Here is a 22,051-nt window from a genome sequence, read left to right as displayed (position 1 = left end):
CCCGTGGTGCAGAAGTAGAACTCCCGGTCGTACCATCCGATCTGCGCCGGATGTATTCTGCAACAATCAGAGGCCAAAGGTAGATGCGGCTGTGCTGTCGACGATGTCGACAGCAAGGCCGATGATTTGTTTTGTCTGGCAGCTGAATACAAAGCGTCAACACTTAGGCGGGGAGCAATCACAAAAGCGCTGTAGGGAGCAGTCATCATGGCAATCGTTCTAACAGACGACGAGTTCGTCGTGCTCGACGAGTCACAAGGGCTACAGAACACCGGTGTATCCAGCTCAAGTGAGGACAACAACGACAACGACATAGTCTATACCGACCTGCCGGCCGCCTTCGCGACGCGGCTCTTCGACGCCGGCCAGCTCAGCTTGAGCAGTGCATTTGCCCAGGCCAACGGCGCGGCACAGAACGACTTCATTTCACTCACCGAAGGTTCGACCCTCACCGGCTTCGTCAAGAGCAACGGCGATCCGTTGCTGGCCTACGACGCCGGCACGACCGATCCGACCACCGGTGTGCTCGCCGGCTTCACCACCGTCGATGGCGAGGCAATCTACCTGTTCGCCGACGAGGCTACGGGGCTGGGCGCCTCGATGTTCCTCGGTGTCGACGCGAACGGCGACATCGTGCTCGCCGGCTATCTCGAGGCGGACGGCACCATCTCGACGGTGCAGTTCGAGGCCATCACCAATCCCGACAGCGGCGACCATGACGACCCGGTCGATCTGAGCGGTCTGCTCGATGTCGCAGCCAGTGGCACTATCGATTTCGATTTCGATGACCTGCCGTCCAGCAACAACCTGTTCGCCACGCTCGGCGCCTCGCCGGATGGGCCGGCGATCGTCATTTTTGGCGCCGATATCCATCTACAGGCCGACGGCACACCAACCAATACCAGTGACATGATGTTCATGTCGCAGGCCGGCCCCAATGCCACGATCGGCATGAACAACCAGATGTTCAACCCCGGTGACGCGGCCTTCTTCGCCTACGTTAACGATGTGAACGCCGACTTCCTGTCGGGCTGGGAGCCGGACGGGCTCACCGGCACCGAGGCCGACGATGCCGACAACGCGCTCTATACCGGCGGCACGCTGGACGTGACGGCGGCCCAGTTCACCATCGCGCAGATCCAGGGCAACGGCACCGGCAGCATGACGCTGACCACCTATCTCGGTGCCGCCGACACGGCCCGTGATCTGCTGACCGGCCCGATCGATGGCGCCACCTCGCCCAACATCATCATGGTGAAGGTCACCATCGGTGGCACGACCACCACGTTCGATAGCGATGCCGATCCGGCGGTGAGCGGCTTCGACGTTTCGGGCCTCGGCACAGCTACGGTGACGCTGACGGGAGTCGATGACGGCTACCTCATCGAGTTCGTCACCGACAGCGAGCACAACCGCGTCAAGATCGAAGGCACCGCCGGCAAGTTTGATATCGGCGGCTTCACCATCACCGAAGGCGTCACCACTCACGTGCCGGTCGGCGACCGCATTGTGTTTGAGGACGATGGCCCGTCGGTCGGCGACGGCGACGGCACGCCAGCGTTGACGGTCGATGACAGCGACTTCGTCACCAATGACTCGGCCAGCTATGCCAACCTGTTCGATGTCGATTTCGGCACCGACGGCGGCAAGGACGCCAACAATGACGGCACCGTTGATGCCGATGCCGTCACCTATGCCCTTGGTATCAGCGCTGACGGCGCCGATAGCGGCCTCGTCGACACGCTGAGCAACGAGGCCGTGCTGCTGCATCAGGACGGCGACGATGTCGTCGGCACCACCGCCATCGGCGGCGACGAGGTGTTCCGCATTTCCGTCGACATCAACACCGGCGACCTTACGCTCGACCAGAGCCGCGCCGTGGTCCACGACGATCCGAACGATCCGGAGGAGGATGGGGCCGGCGAGCCCTCTAAGCTCGCTTCCGCAGACCTCATCACACTGACAGCAACGGCCACCGACGATGACGGCGACACCGCCGACCACACGGTCGGCATCGGCGACACCTTCAACTTCGAGGACGACGGTCCGAGCATGGGCCTGAGCGGTGAAGGCGCCCCCGACCTCATCACTGACGACACCGACATCACCGACAGCGACAGCGCCGACTTCTCCGGCCTGTTCACCCCGATCTACGGCAATGATGGGGCAGGCGATGCTACCGGCTATGCGCTCGACGTCAGCGGCGCCGACGCCGATAGCGGTCTCATCGACACGCTGAGCGGCGAAGCCGTGGTGCTGAACCTGGTCGGCGGTGAAGTGGTCGGCACGACGGCGGTCGGTGGCGACGAGGTGCTGCGCATCTCGGTCGATGCCGATGGCAATGTGACGCTCGAGCAGAGCCGCGCCGTGATGCACGACGACCCGGACGACCATGACGAGAGCGGCTCGCCCGCCAAGTTCTCGGCCGCCAGCCTCGTGACCCTCACCGCCACCGTCTATGACGGTGACGGCGACCACGACGACGCCACCGCCGATATCGGCCTCGCTTTCAACTTCGAGGACGATGGACCGTCGATGGATCTCAGCGGTGCGGAGGTCCCGAGCCTCATCACCGACGATACCGACATCACCGACAGCGACAGTGCCGACTTTTCCGGTCTGTTCGATCCGTCGTTCGGCAATGATGGCGCCGGCGCCGACACCACCTACGCCCTCGACGTCAGCGCGCCCGATGCCGACAGCGGCCTCGTCGACACGCTGAGCGGCGAAGCCGTGGTGCTGAACCTGGTCGGCGGTGAAGTGGTCGGCACGACGGCGATCGGTGGCGACGAGGTGCTGCGCATCTCGGTCGATGCCGATGGCAACGTGACGCTCCAGCAGAGCCGTGCCGTGATGCACGATGACCCGGACGACCATGACGAGAGCTCGTCTCCTGCCATGCTCTCGGCCGCCAATCTCGTGACGCTCACCGCCACCGCCTATGACGGCGACGGCGACCATGATGATGCGACCGCCGATATCGGCCTCGCCTTCAAGTTCGAAGACGATGGGCCGGCGATGGATCTCAGCGGTGCGGAGGTCCCGAGCCTCATCACCGATGACACCGACATCACCGACAGCGACAGTGCCGACTTCTCCGGTCTGTTCGACCCGTCGTTCGGCAACGATGGCGCCGGCGCCGACACCACCTATGCGCTCGATGTCAGCGCACCCGATGCCGATAGCGGTCTCATCGACACGCTGAGCGGCGAAGCCGTGGTGCTGAACCTGGTCGGCGGTGAAGTGGTCGGCACCACCGCCATTGGTGGCGACGAGGTGCTGCGCATCTCGGTCGATGCCGATGGCAATGTGACGCTCGAGCAGAGCCGCGCGGTCGTCCACGACGACCCGGACGACCATGACGAGAGCTCGTCTCCCGCCATGCTCTCGGCCGCCAACCTCGTAACCCTGACCGCCACCGCCTATGACGGCGACGGCGACCATGACGACGCCACCGCCGATATCGGCCTCGCCTTCAAGTTCGAGGATGATGGCCCGGCGATGGACCTGTCGGGTGCGGAGGTCCCGAGCCTCATCACCGACGACACCGACATCATCGACAGCGACAGCGCCGATTTCTCCGGCCTGTTCACCCCGATCTACGGCAATGATGGGGCAGGCGATGCTACCGGCTATGCGCTCGACGTCAGCGGTGCCGACGCCGATAGCGGTCTCATCGACACGCTGAGCGGCGAAGCCGTGGTGCTGAACCTGGTCGGCGGTGAAGTGGTCGGCACGACGGCGGTCGGTGGCGACGAGGTGCTGCGCATCTCGGTCGATGCCGATGGCAATGTGACGCTCGAGCAGAGCCGCGCCGTGATGCACGACGACCCGGACGACCATGACGAGAGCGGCTCGCCCGCCAAGTTCTCGGCCGCCAGCCTCGTGACCCTCACCGCCACCGTCTATGACGGCGACGGCGACCACGACGACGCCACCGCCGATATCGGCCTCGCCTTCAAGTTCGAGGACGATGGTCCGTCGATGGATCTCAGCGGCACGCCGCCGCCGACGCTCGTTACCGACGACACCGACATCACCGACACCGACTCAGCGGACTTCTCCGGTGTGTTCGATCCGTCGTTCGGCAATGATGGCGCCGGAGCCGACACCACCTACGCGCTCGACGTCAGCGCGCCCGACGCCGATAGCGGTCTCATCGACACGCTGACCGGTGAAGCGGTACTGCTGAACCTGGTCGGTGGCGAAGTGGTTGGCACGACGGCGCTTGGCGGCGACGAGGTGCTGCGCATCTCGGTCGACGCCGATGGCAACGTGACGCAGCAGCAGAGCCGTGCGGTCGTCCACGACGATCCCGACGACACCGAGGAGAGCTCGTCACCGTCGACCTTCTCGGCTGCCAGCCTCGTCACCCTCACTGCCACCGCCTATGACGGTGACGGCGATCACGACGATGCCACCGCCGATATCGGCCTCAGCTTCAGCTTCGAGGACGATGGTCCCTCGATCGAGCGCAACGCCGACCCGGCACCGGATCTGATCGTCGACGAGACCTTGTTCGGTAGCGATGCCGCCGACTTCTCGGGCCTGTTCACCACGCTGTTTGGCAATGACGGGCCCAAGGACGCGGACGATGACGACGTGCCTGATGCCGACGCCATCACCTACGCGCTGTCAATCAGCGGGCAGGGTGACGATACAGGGCTCATCGACTCGCTGACCGGCGATGCCGTGGTGCTCGATACCGACGGCCTCGACATCATCGGCACCGTGGGTCTGGGTGGGCCGGAAGTGTTCCGCGTTTCGGCCGATCCGGATACCGGCGAGGTGACTTTGACGCTGAGCCGGGCCGTCAAGCATGACGATCCGCTCGACCCGGACGAGGAGACTTCGCCGGCCATCTTCACCGCCAGCAACCTCGTCCACCTGACGGCGACCGCCTACGACGGCGATGGCGACCATGACAGCGCCACCATCGACATCGGCGGCAGCCTGAAGTTCGAGGACGACGGCCCCGCTATCGGGCCGATCTCCGGCGGCATGGTGGACTTCGTCAATGGCGACACCGTCTCCAACCTGCTTGGAGCGGTTCCCGGTGCCGACGGCGCCAATGCCAAGATCACCGACTTCACCGAGAGCTTCGACTTCGGCTTCGCTACGGTGGTGGGCGTGCAGGAAGACGACCAGACCGTCACCTACTACGAGGATGAGAACGGCAACGGCTCGATCGACCCGGGTGAGGACAATGCGTACTTCCGGCTGAGCCTCGACACGGACGATACCGATCCGGCGAACTGGAGTTACCTGTTTGAGACGCTGCAGGATCCATCGCCAGTCAGTATCGACTTCGACTTCGACGAACTGCCCTCCGGTGCGAACCTGTTTGGTGTGGTGGGCGAGTCCGACTCTGATCCGGCAATCCTCGTCTTCGGCAAGAAGGTCGTCGTTAACGCCGCCGGCAACTACACCAACAAAAGCGACGTGATCCACACCTCGCAGGGCGGCACCGGAGCGACCATCGGCGTCAACAACCAGATGTTCGACCCCGGCGATGGCGCTTACTTCGTCTACATCGACGACCCGGTGGCGAATTACCTGTCCGGCGTACCCGGCGGGCTAAGTTCAACCGAAGCGGACGATGCCGACAACGTCCAGTACACCGGTGGCACCGTGGACGTGACCACGGCCTCGATTACCATCTCGCAGATGCAGGGCAACAAGGGCGCTACCATGAAGCTCACGACCTTCCTCGGCACCGCCGAGCAGGGCCGCGACATGGTGCTCACCCCGGATGGAACCTCGCCCAATATCGTCACAGTACGGGTGATCAAGCCGGACGGGACGGTCTATGAGTTCGATGCCGACTCCGATCCTGCCATCGGCTTTGTCGATGTGACCGGCCTCGGCACCACTTCGGTGGTCGTCTCCGGCCTCGACAAGGGCTACACGGTGGAATGGGACACCGACACGCTGCACAACCGCGTCCTGGTTGAAGGCGTGGCCGGCAAGTTCGACGTCGGCAAGTTCAGCATCGGCGAGGCCGGGGTTACCCCGGACGCCGAGCTCGACTTCCAGGTCACCATCGAGGACTTCGATACGTTCGGCGATACCGCGGTGGCTGATTTCACCATCGGTATCGACGGCGACCTCGACGGGGCGATCACCGTCTAGCGGCAACAAGCCTTAGCCGGCCGGGCAATCCCCGGCCGGCGTCTTTCGCGGCGCGTTCCTTGCCAAGGCGGTAGCCATGCCCAAGACCCTCTACGAAACCATCATCGATCGCGTCCGGAACGAGCTTCCGGCGCTTATCCTGTTCAGTTGCCTCGTCAACCTGCTGCTGCTCGTCACCGTGTTCTACATGCTGCAGGTCTACGATCGCGTGCTGTCGACCGACTCGCTCGATACGCTGATCTGGCTGACCCTCGGCACGCTCGCCGCCATCATCGTCTACGGCCTCATCGAGCATGCCCGGCGGTTGATGCTCACCCGTACCGGCGCCTGGCTCAATCTCGAGCTCACCGGCCCGGTGATCCGTCGGGCGATGGAAGCCCGGCTTGCCGGCGCCGGCCTCGAAGCCGGACCGCGCGATGTGTCCGACCTGCGCGCCTTCTTCGATGGCGATGGTCCGCTCGCCTTGCTCGATACGCCCTGGGCCGTCGTCTTCATCGCCTTCATCTGGCAGTTGCATCCGGCGCTCGGCCTCATCGCCATCGGCGGCGCCCTGGTGCTGTTCGGTCTGGCCGTCGGCAACGACATCGCCACCCGGCCGGCGCAGAAGCGCTCGATCGCCGAGTTGCGCGCCAACCACGACGCGGCGCTCCGCTATATCGATGGCGGCGAGACGCTTGCGCCGCTCGGCATGGCGCAGCCGATCATCGAGCGCTGGCAGGAACGCGAACAGCTCGCCACCGACCGCCAGCAGCACCTCGCCGAGGACACCGCGACCGTCGTCAGCATCTCCCGCGCCATCCGCATGGCGCTGCAGGTGCTGATCCTGGGCGCCGGCGCTTATTATGTGCTCCAGGGGCAGCTCACCGGCGGCGCCATGATCGCCGCATCGATCATCCTGGCCCGGGCGCTCTCGCCCATCGAGCGCTCGATCAGCGCCTGGCGCCGGCTGCTCGCCGCCGCCGCGGCGCATCGCAACCTCAAGGCCCTGTTCAAGGGCTCTGCCCCCGACCGCGAGGCGGTGCAGCTGCCACGGCCGCTCGGCCGGTTGTCCGTCGAGGCGGTGAGCTTCGCCGCGCAGGCTCGGCACGAGCCGATCCTCTCCAATGTCAGCTTCAGTCTCGAACCGGGCAGCAGTTGCGCCATTGTCGGTCCGTCCGGGGCGGGCAAGTCGACCCTCTGCCGCCTGCTGGTCGGCGCCGCGCGCCCCAGCTTCGGCCATGTGCGCATCGATGGCGCCGATGTCTTTGCCTGGGATTCCGACGATCTTGGCCGCCACCTCGGCTACCTGCCGCAGCAGGTCGAGTTGTTCCCCGGCACCGTCGGCCAGAACATTGCCCGCTTCCGCCCCATCGACAGCGACAAGCTGGTCGAAGCAGCCCAGCTTGCCGGTGTGCACCAGCTGGTACTGGGCCTGCCCGGCGGCTACGAGACCGACATCGTGGCGACCGGCAACCGGCTGTCGCAGGGCCAGCGCCAGCGCATCGGTCTCGCCCGCGCCGTTTACGGCGATCCGGCCGTGCTGGTGCTCGATGAGCCCAACGCGAACCTCGACAGCGATGGCGACCTCGCCCTCACCAAGGCGCTCGCCGAGCTCCGGCGTCGCCGCCGCACCGTGGTGATCGTCACCCATCGGCCGGTCGACCTGCAGGCCGTCGACAAAATCCTCATCATGCGCAACGGCACCGTCACCCGTTTCGCCGACCGCGACGAGGTGCTTCGCCCCTCCGGCGTTCCCGTCGAGGGCGAGGAGCCGCGGCGCATCCCGCAGCCGACGCGGAAGCTCCCCCGAGCTTCGTCCCCGGGCGTTTCACCGTTTCAATGAACCGGTGAAACGCCCCAAGTCATTGATTATATCGCGCTTTCGAACCGGAAAAGTCTGCAACTTTTCCTGAAAGCACTCCAGGAGGTCGCCGCCATGTTCGAGAACCCGACCAAGCTCTGGCAGATGGCATTGGACTGGTGGCAGGCCGAGGCCCTGCCGCTGGTCGACCAGGCCTGGACGGCCACGCACCACGCCGGTCTCTCCCCCGAAGGCGTGCTCACTGCGGCCGCCACCGTGGTTGCACTGGGCATCCTGCTGCTCATGCTCGGCCAGCGTCGCCGCCGAATCAGACCGCGGGTCGAACTGTCCCGCGCTACCCGGGGTCCGCGCTGGCTGGGCTATATCGCGGCGGTGCTGCTGGTCGGCGGCTTCGGCACCTGGGCTTATGGCGCCCGGCTTGCCAGCGCCGCCATCGCATCGGGCGTGGTGAGCCCCGATGGCTACCGCAAGACCATCCAGCATCTGGAGGGCGGGATCGTCCGTACCATTCATGTCAAGGAGGGGGACGTGGTCGCCGCCGGCGACCCCCTGGTCACCCTCGACGACACCCAGGCCCTGGCCCGCCGCCAGGAGCTGCGCGACCGCTACATTGACCTGCGCGCCCTCGAAGCACGCCTCCTCGCCGAAATGCAGGGGCGTGATGCCATCACCATCCCGGCCGAGCTGCTTGCTTTCCCGGCGGCTGACTATGCCCGAGCCATCGACGACCAGCGTGCCCTTTTCGCGAGCCGCCGCGCCTCGCAGAACGGCCGCGAACAGATACTCGACCAGCGGGTGAAACAGGTGGACGAGCAGATCGCCGGCCTGAGCGAGATGATCGTCGCCGAGGAAGAACAGATCGGCCTGCTCGAACAGGAAGCAGCGAGCGTCAAGCAGCTCTATGACAAGGGTCTCGAACGCCTGCCGCGCCTGCTCGAGCTGCAGCGCGAGGCGGCCAGCGTCGAGGCCCAGCGCGCCGCCAATCGCGCCGCCATCGCACAGAACCGCCAGTTGATCGGCGAAACCCAGATGCAGCTGCTCGCGCTGCGCGACGAAATCGTCGAGAGCGTCAGCGAGGACTTGAGCAAGGTCCGCGGCGAACTCGCAGAACTCGCGAGCCAACTGGCCTCGCGCGAGGATGTGCTGGCCCGCACCGTGGTCACCGCGCCGATCGCCGGCACCGTCATGCATGTGCGGGTCACCACCGTTTCCGGCGTGGTCAAATCCGGCGAGCCGATCCTCGAGATCGTGCCTGAGGGGTCGAAGCTAGTGATCGACGCGCGGCTCAGGCCGCTCGATATCGATGCCGTCCATCCCGGCATGCCGGCCCGCGTCATCCTCACCGCCTTCCGGCAGCGCAACCTGCCGCAGATCCACGGTGTGTTGCGCTCGATCTCGGCCGATAGCCTTATCGACGAGCGCACCGGCAGCGCCTACTTCCTCGCCAAGGTCGAAGTCGACCGGGCGAGCCTCGACGCGCTGGGGGAGGGGATCAGGATGCTGCCCGGCATGCCGGCCGAGATCATGCTGATGGGCGACGAGCAGACCCTCCTCGACTATCTGGTGAGCCCGATCACCGCCTCGCTCGACCACAGCTTCCGGCAGTAGAGCGCGATCAGGAAAAGTTGCAGACTTTTCCGGCTCGATCGCGCGACCAAGCAAAGACTCTACCAGCATACGACTTTCGGCCTACTCCCTCGGGCCCGATCGGCGGTTGCCAACGCTGCCTCGGGCTGTAACCTGATGTACGTCCCTCGGGGAGGACCGCGGGACGACAGGCTAGGGAGAGGCAACGTGAAGATCACTTCGGTGAAGACGGCGGCGACGAGCGGCCATTGCATGCATCTATGGGTCCGCATCGAGACCGACGCCGGCATCACCGGGCTCGGTGAATGCGTGCATGGCGGCTACCAGGCCATCGCCATCATCAAGGAGCTGGAGGAGCGCCTGATCGGCCGCGACCCCTTCGCCATCGACGCGATCTTCGAGGAAACCCGCCGTAGCCTGGTGTTCGAAGGCGGCTTTGCCGGCGCGCTGATCACCGCGCTCACCGGTATCGAGATCGCGCTGTGGGACCTGAAGGGCAAGGCGCTCAAGGTGCCGATCTATGAGCTGATGGGCGGCAAATTCCGCGACGACATCCGGGTCTACTGCGATTGCGAAGTCTCGCCCGGCATGAACATGGACGAGGTGCAGGCCGAGGTCGACAAGGTGCTCGAAGCCGGCTTCAGCGCACTCAAGGTCGATCTCGATATCCGCGCCTATGGCCACACCGGCTCGGAAACCGGCTGGTACGAGAAGGACAGGTTCAACATGACTCCCAACAAGTGGGAGCATGACCGCATGGTGCAACTGGCCGAGATGGTGGTGAAAGCCGCCGGCAAAGAGGTCGAGGTCGCCTGCGACCTGCACACCCGGCTCGACAAGCACTCCGCCATCCGCCTCGCCAAAGACCTCGAGCATTTGCAGCTGATGTGGCTGGAAGAGCCGATCCCGCCCGAGAACATCGACGCCATGGCCGAGATCACCCGCTCGACCAGCGTGCCGATCTGCGGTGGCGAGAACCTCTACCTGCGCCATGGCTTCCGGAAAGTCTTCGAGCAGCAGGCGCTCGACATCATCATGCCCGACATTCCGAAATGCGGTGGGCTGTCGGAGTGCCGGAAGATCGCCGAGATGGCCGACCTCTATTCCATCCCCTTCGCCCCGCACAATGTCAGCTCGCCGATCGGCACCATGGCCTCGGCCCAGGTCTGCGCCACCGTGCCGAACTTCCTGGTGCTGGAGTTCCACTGGTTCCACCGCGACTACTGGAAGACCATCACCGATGGCGGCGAGATCATTGAGAACGGCCGCATCAAGCTGACCGATCGGCCGGGCATCGGGCTCGAGCTGAACGAAGAGGTGGCGAGGCAGCACCAGTATCCGGGGACGACCTGGTTTCAGTGACCGGGACTTCCGAGCTGGCTGCCCCACCCCCTCCCAGCCTCCCCCATCAAGCGGGAGGTGCCCCGCCGGCGGGCGGGGCACGATACAGCCAAATACACCAGCCCCACCTCCCCCTTGATGGGGGAGGCAAGCGAAGCTTGGCGGCTTGCCGCCTGGCGCAGCTCGGAGGGGGGCGCCCCACGCTCGGGGCTTGCGGCTCAGCGCACCAAAGCCGGCCGCTTCGCGTCAAAGCTCCAGCCGCTGATCAAATACTGCATCGCCGCCGCATCGTTCCGGCTCCCCGCCGGCAGTGAACGATAGCGCTGGTGCGCCGCCTCGAGCTGCGCCTCGTCGATCTCCACCCCCAGCCCCGGTCGCTCCGGCACGGCGACGTGCCCGTCACGGATCAGCGGCGGCTCCACCGTCAGTCGCTGGCCGTCCTGCCAGATCCAGTGGGTATCGAGCGCGGTGATCGTCCCCGGTGCTGCGGCGCCCACCTGGGTGAACATCGCCAGCGAGATATCGAAATGGTTGTTCGAGTGGCTGCCCCAGGTGAGCCCCCAGCGCTGGCAGAGCTTTGCCACGTCGATCGAGCCGCGCGGCGTCCAGAAATGCGGGTCGGCCAGCGGGATATCGACGCTGCCGAGCGTCAGTGCGTGCCCCATCTGTCGCCAGTCGGTGGCGATCATGTTGGTCGCGACTTTCACGCCTGTCCGCAGCCGGAACTCCGCCAGCACCTCGCGGCCGGAAAAGCCGGCCTCCGCCCCGCATGGGTCCTCGGCATAGGCAAGGATCGGCTTCAGCCGGGTCGCCAGCTTCACCGCTTCATCGAGCGACCACGCCCCGTTCGGGTCGACCGTCAATCGCGCCTCGGGGAAGCGCTCGGCCAGCGCCTCGATCGCCTCGGCTTCCGCCTCGCCGGCCAGCACGCCGCCTTTCAGCTTGAAATCGCGAAACCCGTAGCGGGCCTCCGCTGCCTCGGCGAGCCGCACGACGGCCGCCGGCGTCAGCGCCACCTCGTCGCGCACTCGCTCCCAATCATCGCCACGCGCCGCGGTGCGGTAGCCGAGCGGCGTTCTGGTGCGGTCGCCGACATAGAACAGGTAGCCCAGCATCTCGACCCGGTCGCGTACCTGGCCGTCGCCGAGCAGCTCCGCCATCGGCACGCCGAGGAACTGACCCATCAGGTCGAGCAGTGCGCATTCGAGCGCCGCCACCGCATGGATGGTGACGCGCAGGTCGAAGGTCTGCGCCCCGCGCCCACCGGCATCGCGACTGGCGAAGGTTTCGCCAATCTGCCGCAGCATCGAGCGATAGGCGCCGATCTCGCGCCCCACGACCAGCTCGCGGCTATCCTCCAGCGTCCTGGCGATCGCCTCGCCACCTGGCACCTCGCCCAGCCCGGTACGACCGGCGCTGTCGGTGAGGAGCACGATGTTGCGGGTGAACAATGGCCCATGCGCGCCGCTCAGGTTCAGCAGCATGCTGTCCTCGCCGGCCACGGGCACGACGCGGAGGGCGGTAATGGTAGGGGTGGCGTGCGTCAACTTACTCTCATCTCTGCTCGGATCGCTGTCCCACCCACGGAGTCATTCCGGCGAAGGCCGGAACCCATCCTGAGATCTGGCGATGAACGCTAATATCTCAGGATGGGCCCCGGCCTTCGCCGGGGTGACGCCGTGGCTGTGGCAGGTATGGCGCCAGATGCGCTCGCCGCTACCCCTTCACCGCCCCGACGGTCAGCCCGCCGACCAGGAAGCGCTGGGCGTACATGTAGAGCACCGCCACCGGGATTGCCGTCAGCAGCGAGGCCGCCATCAGTTCGCCCCAGGGCAGGATGTCGCCCACCACCATCGACTGCAGGCCGATCGGTAGTGTCCTGAGCGATTCCGACGTGATGAACACGAAGGCGAACAGGAACTCGTTCCACGCATTGGTGAAGGCGAACAGCGCCACCGACAGCAGTGCCGGCGCCGCCAGCGGCAGGGTGATGCGGATGAAGGCATAGAGCCGGCTCGCCCCGTCGATCATCGCAGCTTCTTCGAGCTCCACCGGGATCGAGCGGAAATAGCCGATCAGCACCCAGGTGGCGAAGGGGACGAGGAAGGTCGGGTAGGTGGTCAGCAACGCGCCATAGCTGTTGATCAACCCCAGATCGCTCAGCGTCTGGTAGAGCGGGATGAAGATCAGCGTTCCGGGCAACAGGTAGGTGATCAGGATCGCCGTAGTCAGCAGCCCGGCGCCGAGGAACTTGAGCCGGGTCAGGGCATAGGCGGCGAGGGCCGCGATCGCCACCGAGATGATGGTGCTCAATGCGGCGATCAGGATCGAGTTGCCGAGCCAGTGCAGGAACGGCGAGCCGAACAGCAGCTCCTGGTACTGGTTGAGGGTCGGCGGGTTCGGCCAGAAGATCGATTGCCGCTGGCTGATCTGCGTCGTGGTTTTGAACGAGGTGATCAGCACCCAGTAGAACGGGAACAGGACGAACGCCATGATCGGCAACAGGATCAGGATACGGATACCGATCCCCATGCGTTCGCGGCCCTGCGGCTTGAACACCGGCTTCTCCGGCGAACCGGTCATCCGCTTGCGCAGCGATCGGCCCAGCTTCTCGATGCCGCGGTTCAGCATGTCGAAGGGCCAGAAGAAGACGTCGAGCACGGCGCTGAACAGCCGGCCGAAGAACTTGCCGATGCCGAGCCCCTTCTTCTGCACCCCCGCGGCGCGCTCGTCGTGCCGCATGTACTTGGAGAGCAGGTAGATCAGGAACGCCATCAGCGGCGCGACGCTCAGCGCAATCGCGCTGCCCGGGCCGTATTGCAGGGAGCCGATCGCCTTTTCATAGGCAAGGATCGAGTAGAGGCGCGTCGCGCCGCTCGGCCCGCCGCCGGTCATCAGGAAGATCAGCCCGAACTGGTTGAAGGTGGAAATGAAGCTCAGCAGCAGCACCACCAGGATCACGTAACGCATCCCCGGCAGCGTGATGTAGCGGAAGCGCTGCACGGCGTTGGCGCCGTCGACCTCGGCCGATTCATAGAGCTCGGTATCGATCGCCTTGAGCCCGGCCAGCAGCAGCAGGGTGAAGAACGGGATGCCCTTCCAGACGTTCACCGCGATGACGCTGCCCAGGGCGAGGTTCGAGTCCGACAGCCAGCCGAGCGGCTTGTTGATGATGCCGGCGCCCTGCAGGATCGGGTTGAGGCCACCGAACAGCGGGTCGTAGATCGACTTCCAGGCCAGCGCCGTAACGATCTCGGGCACGATCCAGGGCAGCAGCATGATCGCCGACATCAGGTTGCGCCACGGCAACTTGGAATGGAGGATCATGGCGATGGTCATGCCGGTGACGAACTTGATGCTGAGCGACCAGAACGTGAAGTTGATGGTGTTGCTGAGGCTCAGCAGGTAGTCGGAATTGGTGTAGAGCCGCTGATAGTTCTTCAGCCCCACCTGCACCGTGTCGCCGGTGTTGAAATTGAATGTCGTCATCGACATCAGGATGGCGCTGATGAACGGCCAGAAGATCAGGCCGGCCATCAGCAGGACCATTGGCAATACGAACAGATAGGCGATCTTCCAGTCGCGGCCGAGAATTCCTCGCACCCGCCGCGCCACGGACATCGGCCGCATCGTTCGGCCTACCGCCGTATTCACCTGAGCTTGGTCAACCATTACCTGTCCCCTCGAAAGTGCTGCATGGCGAGGCATCTGGCCTGCGCACCGGAGCCTTGATCCACTGCATGCAACGGCGCGCGTACTCTGCCTGGGAGTGCGGCCGATGACGCTGTGGCGCTAGAGTGGGGAGGGCGGTCGCGCCGCCCTCCCGCCTGGGTCGCATCGCCTTACGGCTGCATAATCCCGCCTTCTTCGAAGAGGTCGCGCATCTTCTGGTGCGCATCCTTGACGGCATCGGCGGGCGCCATGCGCCCCGAGATGACGTTGCCGACCGACTGTTCCAGCACGCCCTGGGCGCGGATGGCATCGACGCCGGCGTTCGGATTCGCCGGCCACGACTGGCCGAGGAACGGATCCTTGACGTCGACCGCTTGCTTGATCGTCGCAAGGTTGGGTTCGGCAGCCAGCAGTTCGGGCGTCCAGAGGTTCTGGTAGGCCGGGGTGAACAGCACGCTGCCCAGCGACGCGATCTTGCTGAAGTTGGCCGGATCGAGCAGGTTCAGCGCCAGTTCCTTGGCCAGCGCGGCGTTCGGCGCCCCCTTGAACACGGTCATCCAGCCGCCGACATTGCCGCCATCGCGGCTGTCGCCGTTGATCGCTGTCGGCGCCTGCAGCAGCAGGGTGTTCGCGTATACCGGATTGCCGTCGCGCTTGGCCTGGGCATAGATCGAGAAGGCGTTCTGGGTGAAGCCGATCTGGCCCGCGAGGTACGCTTCGTTGTTGCCCGTGTCGTTCCAGCTCTCGACACCCGGCGGCAGCATGGCGGCATATTTGCCGTTGCGGTCGTAGGTTTCGCGCAGGAACTCGAAGGCAGCCACCGTCTCCGGCGAGTCGAAGGTGACGATCTGGCCGGTCTCGTCGGTAAAGTGGCCACCGAAGGCCTGCACCGTGGCGATCAGGAAGCCGAAGCCGTCACCGGACTGGTTGGGGGTAAAGCCCCAGCCGTAGAAGTCGGGACCAGAGATGGCGAGGGCCGCCTCGCGGCGGTCGACGATCGTCTTCAGGGAAGCAGGATCGATGCCCTTTTCCTTGAGCTTGTCGCCACGCGCATAGTAGCCGGTCGTTGTGCCGATAAGCGGAACGGCCCACCACTTGCCATCGAGCTGTGCCGTTTTGGCGGCGTTCAGGCCCGGCATGATGTCGCCGTAGAGCTTGACCGCTTCATCGACCACGTCGGTCACATCCTCGACCAGGTCGAGCAGGTGCAGTTGCGAGATCGAGACGTTGGACGTGTAGGCGAAATCCGGCGGGTTGCCGGCCTTCACCGCCGCCGTCATCTTTCCCATGAAATCGCCGAACGACTCGGGGTTCGTGGTCGAGATGTCGAGCTCGATCCCCTTGGAGTCGGCAAACGCCTGCACGGTGTCGCGGAACGCTGTTTGTGCCGCCTCGAAATACTCGGTGCGGTGAATGACGGTGAGCTTTCCCGAGCCGCCGACCGGCAGCGGTGCGTCCGGCTTGGGGGCTGCGGCGTCCTGCGCAAAAACCGGAAGGCCGCTCCCCGCGGCGATAAGTCCGGCGCCGGTAGCAACGGTCCCCCTCAGGACGTCGCGACGGCTCAACTTCTTGATAGTCATCGTAGTTTCTCCTCCTCGTCGTTGGGCAGTCTCTCCTAGTCACGGCTCGTTGGTGGCTCTCGTGTCCACCTTGTATGACAACACGTGCAGCATTGAACAGATTTCGCTCTGCTGCAATACGTACCTCACGGTTCGGCTCTCCAGCCCTTGCAGGCCCCCCGTCCATTGCCTACCTTGTGCACAGGCATCGTGCCCGGCCAGAGGCCCGGCGCCAGCCGGTTTCCGCAACACCAGGACAAGAGCATGGATATCGATCCGACCTTGCGGTCAGTCGTGGCCGTCCGATCCACCATCCCCGACGACGCCTTCACCGCGGCCGGCCTCGGCACGTTGCGCGAAGGCAGCGGCGTGGTGATCCGCGAGAACGGTCTGGTGCTGACGATCGGCTATCTGATCACCGAGGCTGAAGAGGTGTGGATAACCACCAGCGACGGCCGCGTCGTCGCCGCGCACGCCCTCGCTTATGACCAAGAGACCGGCTTCGGTCTGGTGCAGGCGCTTGGGCCCCTCGACCTGCCGGCGCTCGAATTGGGCCATTCGGCCGACGCCCAACTGGGTGACGCGGTGATCTTCGCGGATGGCACCGGCCGGTCCATCCGCGCCACCATCGTCGCCAAGCAGGAGTTCGCCGGCTACTGGGAGTACCTGCTCGACGAAGCCATTTTCACCGCCCCGGTGCATCCCTCGTGGGGCGGCGCGGCGCTGATCGGCGCCGACGGCAAGCTGCTGGGCGTCGGCTCGCTCCGCCTGCAGATGATGCGCGCCGGGGAAACCGCCGACATCAACATGGTCGTCCCCATCGACCTGCTCCGCCCCATCCTCGACGATCTCCTCACCCGTGGCGAGGTCAACCGTCCGCCGCGTCCGTGGCTCGGCGTGTTCTCGGCCGAGAGCGACGGCGAAGTGGTGGTGATGAGCGTCGCCGACGGCGGCCCGGCCGCCAAGGCCGGTCTGCGCCAGGGCGACGTGATCTCCGACGTGCGCGACAGCGAGGTCGAAAGCCTCGCCGATTTCTATCGCAAGGTGTGGAGCAGCGGCCCGGCCGGCGCCGAGTTCCCGATGCGTGTCGTCCGCGATGGCCGCGACACCTGGGTCCGCATCAAATCCGCCGACCGCAACAGCTTCCTGCGCAAGCCGCATTTGCAGTGACTGAGGGCCGGCCGCGGAGTGCGGTCGGCCGTTCGAACTCAGCCCTCTCGCTCCCCTCCCCTCAAGGGGGAGGGAGGCGATCACGACCAAGTACGGTGCGAGCTGAAGCCCGGTCCAGCGTTCAGTTGATGGTCGGGAGCTCGATCCGCGGCCGCAGCGGCTGCAGTTCGAGGACCGGCGCCTCGCAAGCCCCCGGTTTGCCGGTCAGCGGCGGGATGCAGACGCATTGACCGCGGCGCAGCCGGCTGTCGTCCGGGCAAGCCGGGGTTGGTTCCTCGACGATATCCGGCCGGCAATTGCCGGGGTTGCCGCTGGTTCCCGGCAGGCAGACGCACTGACCACGGCGCAGGCGGCTATCGTCCGGGCAGCTCGGTTCCTCGACCACGTCCGGCTGGCAATTGCCCGGCTTGCCGTGGGTGTCCGGCAGGCAGACGCATTCACCCCGGCGCAGCCGGCTGTCGTCCGGGCAGATCGGCTCGATCACTTCGGGCCGGCAGTTACCCGGCTTGCCGACCGTGCCCGGCAGGCAGACACATTCCCCACGGCGCAGGCGGCTGTCGTCCGGGCAGATCGGCTCGATCACTTCGGGCCGGCAGTTACCCGGCTTGCCGATCGTGCCCGGCAGGCAGACGCATTCGCCGCGGCGCAGCCGGCTGTCATCCGGGCAGACCGGCTCTTCGACCACATCGGGGCGGCACTTGCCGGGGTTGCCGTGTGTGCCGGGCTTGCAGACGCACTCGCCATTGACCAGCCGGCTGTCGCGGAAGTCGCAGCTCGGCGTCGACTGGTTCGGCTCGCACTCGCCCGGATCGCCATGGGTCCCCTTGTCGCAAACGCAGGCGCCGCTATCGGTCAGGTGGCTGTCGGCGGGGCATTTCGGCGCCGTCGGGCGCGGCTTGGCGCATTGCTTGCCGTTCCATTGCGTACCCGCCTCGCAGCAGCTGCCGTCGGGCTTCACCTGCTTGACCGGGCATTGCTCGGGCTCGGGCCCCGCCCCCGGCCGGCAGACGCTGGCCGGCAGCTGGGCTGCGGCCGAGGCGGTGTATTGCACCCCCTCGGCGCTGTGCAGCACGGCGGCCGAGATCGACGCGTTCACCGTGTTGACGATGTTGCACTGAGCCGCCACCGCCACATCGGTCGGGATGTGGATGGTGATCGTCATCTCGGTGTACTTGCCCACCGGGATGGTCTTGAACGTCGACGAGCAGTGCATGTCGTTGTCGGTCGTCGGGACGCACGTCCAGTTGCTGGAAGAGACGAAGCTCGTGCCGTCCGGCAGGAGCTCGTCGACTTCGACCGTGCCGATATAGGGGTCGGGTCCCGTCGACGTCGCCCGGACCGTGAAGGTCGCGTCGTAGCCGTCACCCGCCTTGACGGTCTTGATCGCCGTCTTGGTCAGCTTGAGGCTTGGCGGGTCGCAATACACCGCGACTGGGCCGGGCCCGAGATTGATGAACAGCTGCGGCACCTTCTGGCTGGCCTGGGCGAGGTAGCCCGGGTCGCCGCCGGAGGCCGGGTTGGTGATCAGCACGGTGTTGATCACGTTGCAGTCGGCCAGTGTCACGCTGTTGGGGTTGACTTGCGACGTCGCCTGGAAGGTCCAGTTCGACAGCGCCGGCAAGGCCGCCGGACGGGTGCAGAGCCACTGATCGATCCCCGAGGGGACGCATGCGGCGCCCGAGAAGGTCGTCGGCTTGTCGTTGAAGTCCTTGACCTGGATCGGTCCCGGCTGCGGGCCGCCGCCATAGTTGAAGACGGTGATGTCGAAGTCGCAGAGCCAGTCCTCGCTGGATGGATCCGAGGCGCAGCCGGTGGCGGTCTTCTGGATGTTGAGCTTTGGCAGGCCCGGTGCGATGCAGGCGGGGTTCGGCAGGGCCTGGCCGACGGTGTCCGAATCGTTGCCACCGGGATTCGGCGGCGAGCCCGGGTTCGGCACGAGGATCGACAGGTTGTTGGTCACCGAGCAGACGTTCGGCCCATCCGGAATGAAGGTGTGGAAGGGGATGACGATAGGTACACCCGGATTGACCCCCACCGGTCCCGGCGGCGTACATGTCGTCACCGCCGTGCCCGTGCAGAACGGATACATGAAGGTGAGCTCGTTGGCCGTCACGCCCGCCGAGCTGTCGACGAACGACAGGGGCCCCAGATACGGGGTGGTCCCGACATTGCTGAGCGTCATCTGCCATTTGCAGAGGTAACCGTTCACCCCATAGAAGAAGGGCGAACAGCCGAGCGGCGTCTTCTGCATCTTGAGGTCGGTATCGAGCGCCGGCCCGGCACAGGCCGGATCCGGGATCGGCGCGGTGACCGCGTCGAAGTCGTTGCCGGCCAAGAGGTTGGTCGGCGAACCGCCGGCAGGCGTACTGATATTGGCCTTGTTGTCGAGGCCGCAAAGCGCCGGCAGGATGCCCTTCGGCACATGCGAGGTCACGAGGAACCCCGAGGTCCAGCCAGGCGGCGCGTTGACCGGTGGCGCGACGATATTGCAGGTCAGCACCGGGCCGGCCTGGACACAAGCCCAGGGCCCCAGCGTCGTCGCCGGAGCGTTGAGACCCAAAGTGTCGGTGACGGTGATCGGCCCGGAATAGTTGCCCGGCCCGGCATTCTGCACCAGCACCACGTAAGAGCAGTTCCAGGTGGCACCGGCATCGACGCAGCTCGGCGCGGCGATCTTTTCGAGGACCAGGTCGTTGCCGGGTGCCGCAAAGCAACCGGGCGCCTTGATGCCCGCCACGCCGATGTTGAAATCGTCGCTCGGATCGTCGTCATTGCCCCAGAACCAGTCGAGCTCGGCCGCGTTGGCGAGGTGGCAATAGTTCACCACCGCCTTGGGCAGCTTCACCACCTCGTGCAGCACCACGCCGTCGCCGGGATAGAGCAGCACCGGGCCGGTGACGCACTGATAGGCGGTCGGTCCGGTCGGGCCGCACGACCATGGCGGTTGCGGCCAGAAGCTCATGCTGGCGCCGGGATTATTGGCCGGCAGGTGGTCGTTGACCACCACCGGACCCCAATAGGGCACGCTGCCGGTGTTCTCGACCCGGATGGTGAAATTGCACCACCAGTCGGCGCCGCCGTCGAAGCAGAAGAACGGCTTGGCCCATTTCTCCAGCGTCAGATTGCTGAATTCATCGGGCTCATCGGGCGCGTCGGGTTCGTCCTCGTCCGGCTCATAGTTCGGCGGCGCGTAATCGGGCGGCGGGAAGGCCGGCGGCGGAACATAGGTCGCGGGTGCACTTTCGCAGACCTGCCAGATGGCGACCGCGCCGACATGCCCCTCAGCCATCGCCTGATCGTCATCGGTATTGCCGTCGTAGTCGGCAAAGAAGGACAGCGTTGGTGGGTCGTTCTGTGGCCGCACCAGCGCCAGGGCATTGCCCTGCAGGCCATGCACCTGGGTTGGCGGATCGAGCGGCGCATCGACGTTCAGGTTGTCGCGCAGCGCATCGCCGGTCGACCAGAGATACGCGCTGCAGGCGCCGCTCAGCGTCCCGGCCTCGTCGTCGAAATCCGGACCGAGCGCAATGCCGCCCGAGGCATTGGTGCCCTCCGGCGCCATGCCGATGGCGTAACTCTCAGGCGTCTCCACCCAGGTGCCTGGGGTCGTCGGATCGTCCGGGAACTCGCGCGCGTAGCGCACGACCGAGGAGGTCCTTGCCTCGGCGAACACCGAGTAGTCGTAGCTGCCCACCGGCCCGCCGCGCTGCGCGAGGATCATCCGCCCCTGCGGGTCGAAGACGATGCTGGCGATCTCGTTGCTGGAGGGCAGGTCGGCGATGTCGAGTTCCCAGCGCGCCGTGCCGAAGCTGCCGTCGGCATTGATGCGCACCGACCAGATCTGGGAGGCGACGGCGTAGAACAGCCGGCCGCCATTGACGGCGAGGCCGAACACCCGGCGTTCCGGCTGGGTGAAGCCCCAGGTTGCCGGGTCCTCGGAGTTGAACGCCGGATCGGTGACCGACATTTCGCTGCCATCGTCGGCGACCGGCTCGAGCTCGTGCGTCGGTCGCCCGGCAACGCCATGGTCGAAGGTGTCGATGATGATGCCGTCCGCCGCCAGCCGGTAGACGAGGCCGGTATCGAGGTCGGAAACGAAGAACTGCGCGCTGGCCGGGTCGAACACCAGGTTGCCCAGCCCTGCGCCGCTATTGGCTGCAATGGTGGTGAACAGCGAGATCTCGCCGGTGCTGCCATCGACCTTCCAGATGCTGCCGGGATAGCCCTCCGCCCCGCCGGCGCTGCCCCATTGGCCCGCCATGAACGTTGCCTCGGGCGCGCCGCGCTTGCTGCGCATCGGATTGCCGTCGGCATCCGGCACGACGATGTTGAGGCCGAAAGCCGATGTTGCCGCGAGGTAGATGTTGGGCGCAGCTGCGCCGCTGAACTCGGGAGCGTCATCCAGCGCCACCCCGAAGGTCTGCCCGACATCGGCTGCCGTCGCCGAGAACACCGGTTCGGCCGGGATCAGCTGACCGGCCGGTGGTCCATCCGGTTGCAACTGCTGGATCACCATCGAGCGGCCGGCCGGATCGATGAAGGTGTAATCGAGCGGGTCGCCGCCGGCCGGGGGCGTCGCCGGCGGGACGATGCCGGAGAAGCCGGTGACGACAGGCTCGCCGGGAGCAAAGATCGCCTCGTCCGCCGCATAGGCGAACGATGTCAGGAATGTCGTGGAAGCAATGACAGTCGCGACAAGTGCGCCGACGAACTGACCCCGGGTCCGCAGACCGCAAAACGACGCCATGGCCTCTCCTCGCCATTAACGCCCCTAAGCTCACGCGTCCCC

General features: G+C 65.8%; 9 protein-coding genes. 5 read left to right on the top strand and 4 right to left on the bottom strand.

Annotated features, from left to right (window positions below):
* Positions 1-207: 207 nt before the first annotated feature.
* The 4 genes from AC1ROK_RS09915 (at position 208) to AC1ROK_RS09900 (ending at position 10,882) form a co-directional block, all read left to right on the top strand.
* A complete protein-coding gene (locus AC1ROK_RS09915) occupies positions 208-6,132 on the top strand; it encodes a DUF5801 repeats-in-toxin domain-containing protein (RefSeq protein ID WP_492846286.1) in 5,925 nt (1,974 codons plus the stop codon).
* 76 nt (positions 6,133-6,208) lie between these two features.
* The gene (locus AC1ROK_RS09910) at positions 6,209-7,954 is read left to right on the top strand and encodes a type I secretion system permease/ATPase (RefSeq protein WP_492846284.1); all 1,746 of its coding nucleotides are present in this window, start codon (positions 6,209-6,211) and stop codon (positions 7,952-7,954) included.
* 93 nt (positions 7,955-8,047) lie between these two features.
* Positions 8,048-9,541, top strand: coding sequence for an HlyD family type I secretion periplasmic adaptor subunit (locus tag AC1ROK_RS09905; RefSeq protein WP_492846282.1), 1,494 nt, complete (start codon positions 8,048-8,050; stop codon positions 9,539-9,541).
* A 186-nt stretch (positions 9,542-9,727) separates the two neighbouring features.
* Positions 9,728-10,882, top strand: a complete 1,155-nt coding sequence (locus AC1ROK_RS09900; RefSeq protein WP_492846280.1) for a mandelate racemase/muconate lactonizing enzyme family protein — start codon at positions 9,728-9,730, stop codon at positions 10,880-10,882.
* A gap of 197 nt (positions 10,883-11,079) precedes the next feature.
* Here AC1ROK_RS09900 and AC1ROK_RS09895 read toward each other — a convergent pair whose 3' ends face one another.
* The 3 genes from AC1ROK_RS09895 to AC1ROK_RS09885 all read right to left on the bottom strand — a co-directional run bounded on the left by AC1ROK_RS09895 (position 11,080) and on the right by AC1ROK_RS09885 (position 16,113).
* Positions 11,080-12,408: an enolase C-terminal domain-like protein gene (locus tag AC1ROK_RS09895; protein ID WP_492846278.1), complete on the bottom strand. Its 1,329-nt coding sequence runs from the start codon at positions 12,406-12,408 to the stop codon at positions 11,080-11,082.
* Positions 12,409-12,577: 169 nt separating this feature from the next.
* Positions 12,578-14,533 (bottom strand): ABC transporter permease, encoded by a 1,956-nt coding sequence (locus AC1ROK_RS09890; protein ID WP_492846276.1) that lies wholly within the window; start codon positions 14,531-14,533, stop codon positions 12,578-12,580.
* Positions 14,534-14,703: 170 nt separating this feature from the next.
* The gene (locus AC1ROK_RS09885) at positions 14,704-16,113 is read right to left on the bottom strand and encodes an ABC transporter substrate-binding protein (protein ID WP_492846274.1); all 1,410 of its coding nucleotides are present in this window, start codon (positions 16,111-16,113) and stop codon (positions 14,704-14,706) included.
* A 243-nt stretch (positions 16,114-16,356) separates the two neighbouring features.
* Here AC1ROK_RS09885 and AC1ROK_RS09880 point away from each other — a divergent pair, with 243 nt between their 5' ends.
* Entirely contained in the window at positions 16,357-17,262 is a 906-nt protein-coding gene (locus AC1ROK_RS09880; RefSeq protein WP_492846272.1) for a S1C family serine protease, read from the top strand.
* A gap of 121 nt (positions 17,263-17,383) precedes the next feature.
* Here the strand turns inward: AC1ROK_RS09880 and AC1ROK_RS09875 are convergent, their stop codons facing one another.
* Entirely contained in the window at positions 17,384-22,009 is a 4,626-nt protein-coding gene (locus AC1ROK_RS09875) for a hypothetical protein (protein ID WP_492846270.1), read from the bottom strand.
* Between the last annotated feature and the right edge of the window lie 42 nt (positions 22,010-22,051).

Source organism: Devosia sp. GW821-FHT12F11 (assembly GCF_058806655.1).
The sequence above is the reverse complement of the archived record's forward strand: the minus strand, read 5'-3'. Positions and strand labels throughout refer to the sequence as shown.

Coding starts and splice junctions, on each gene's coding strand:
- AC1ROK_RS09880 (WP_492846272.1), top strand. CDS start 16,357: ATGGATATCGATCCGACCTTGCGGTCAGTCGTGGCCGTCCGATCCACC.
- AC1ROK_RS09905 (WP_492846282.1), top strand. CDS start 8,048: ATGTTCGAGAACCCGACCAAGCTCTGGCAGATGGCATTGGACTGGTGG.
- AC1ROK_RS09885 (WP_492846274.1), bottom strand. CDS start 16,113: ATGACTATCAAGAAGTTGAGCCGTCGCGACGTCCTGAGGGGGACCGTT.
- AC1ROK_RS09875 (WP_492846270.1), bottom strand. CDS start 22,009: ATGGCGTCGTTTTGCGGTCTGCGGACCCGGGGTCAGTTCGTCGGCGCA.
- AC1ROK_RS09910 (WP_492846284.1), top strand. CDS start 6,209: ATGCCCAAGACCCTCTACGAAACCATCATCGATCGCGTCCGGAACGAG.
- AC1ROK_RS09915 (WP_492846286.1), top strand. CDS start 208: ATGGCAATCGTTCTAACAGACGACGAGTTCGTCGTGCTCGACGAGTCA.
- AC1ROK_RS09890 (WP_492846276.1), bottom strand. CDS start 14,533: ATGGTTGACCAAGCTCAGGTGAATACGGCGGTAGGCCGAACGATGCGG.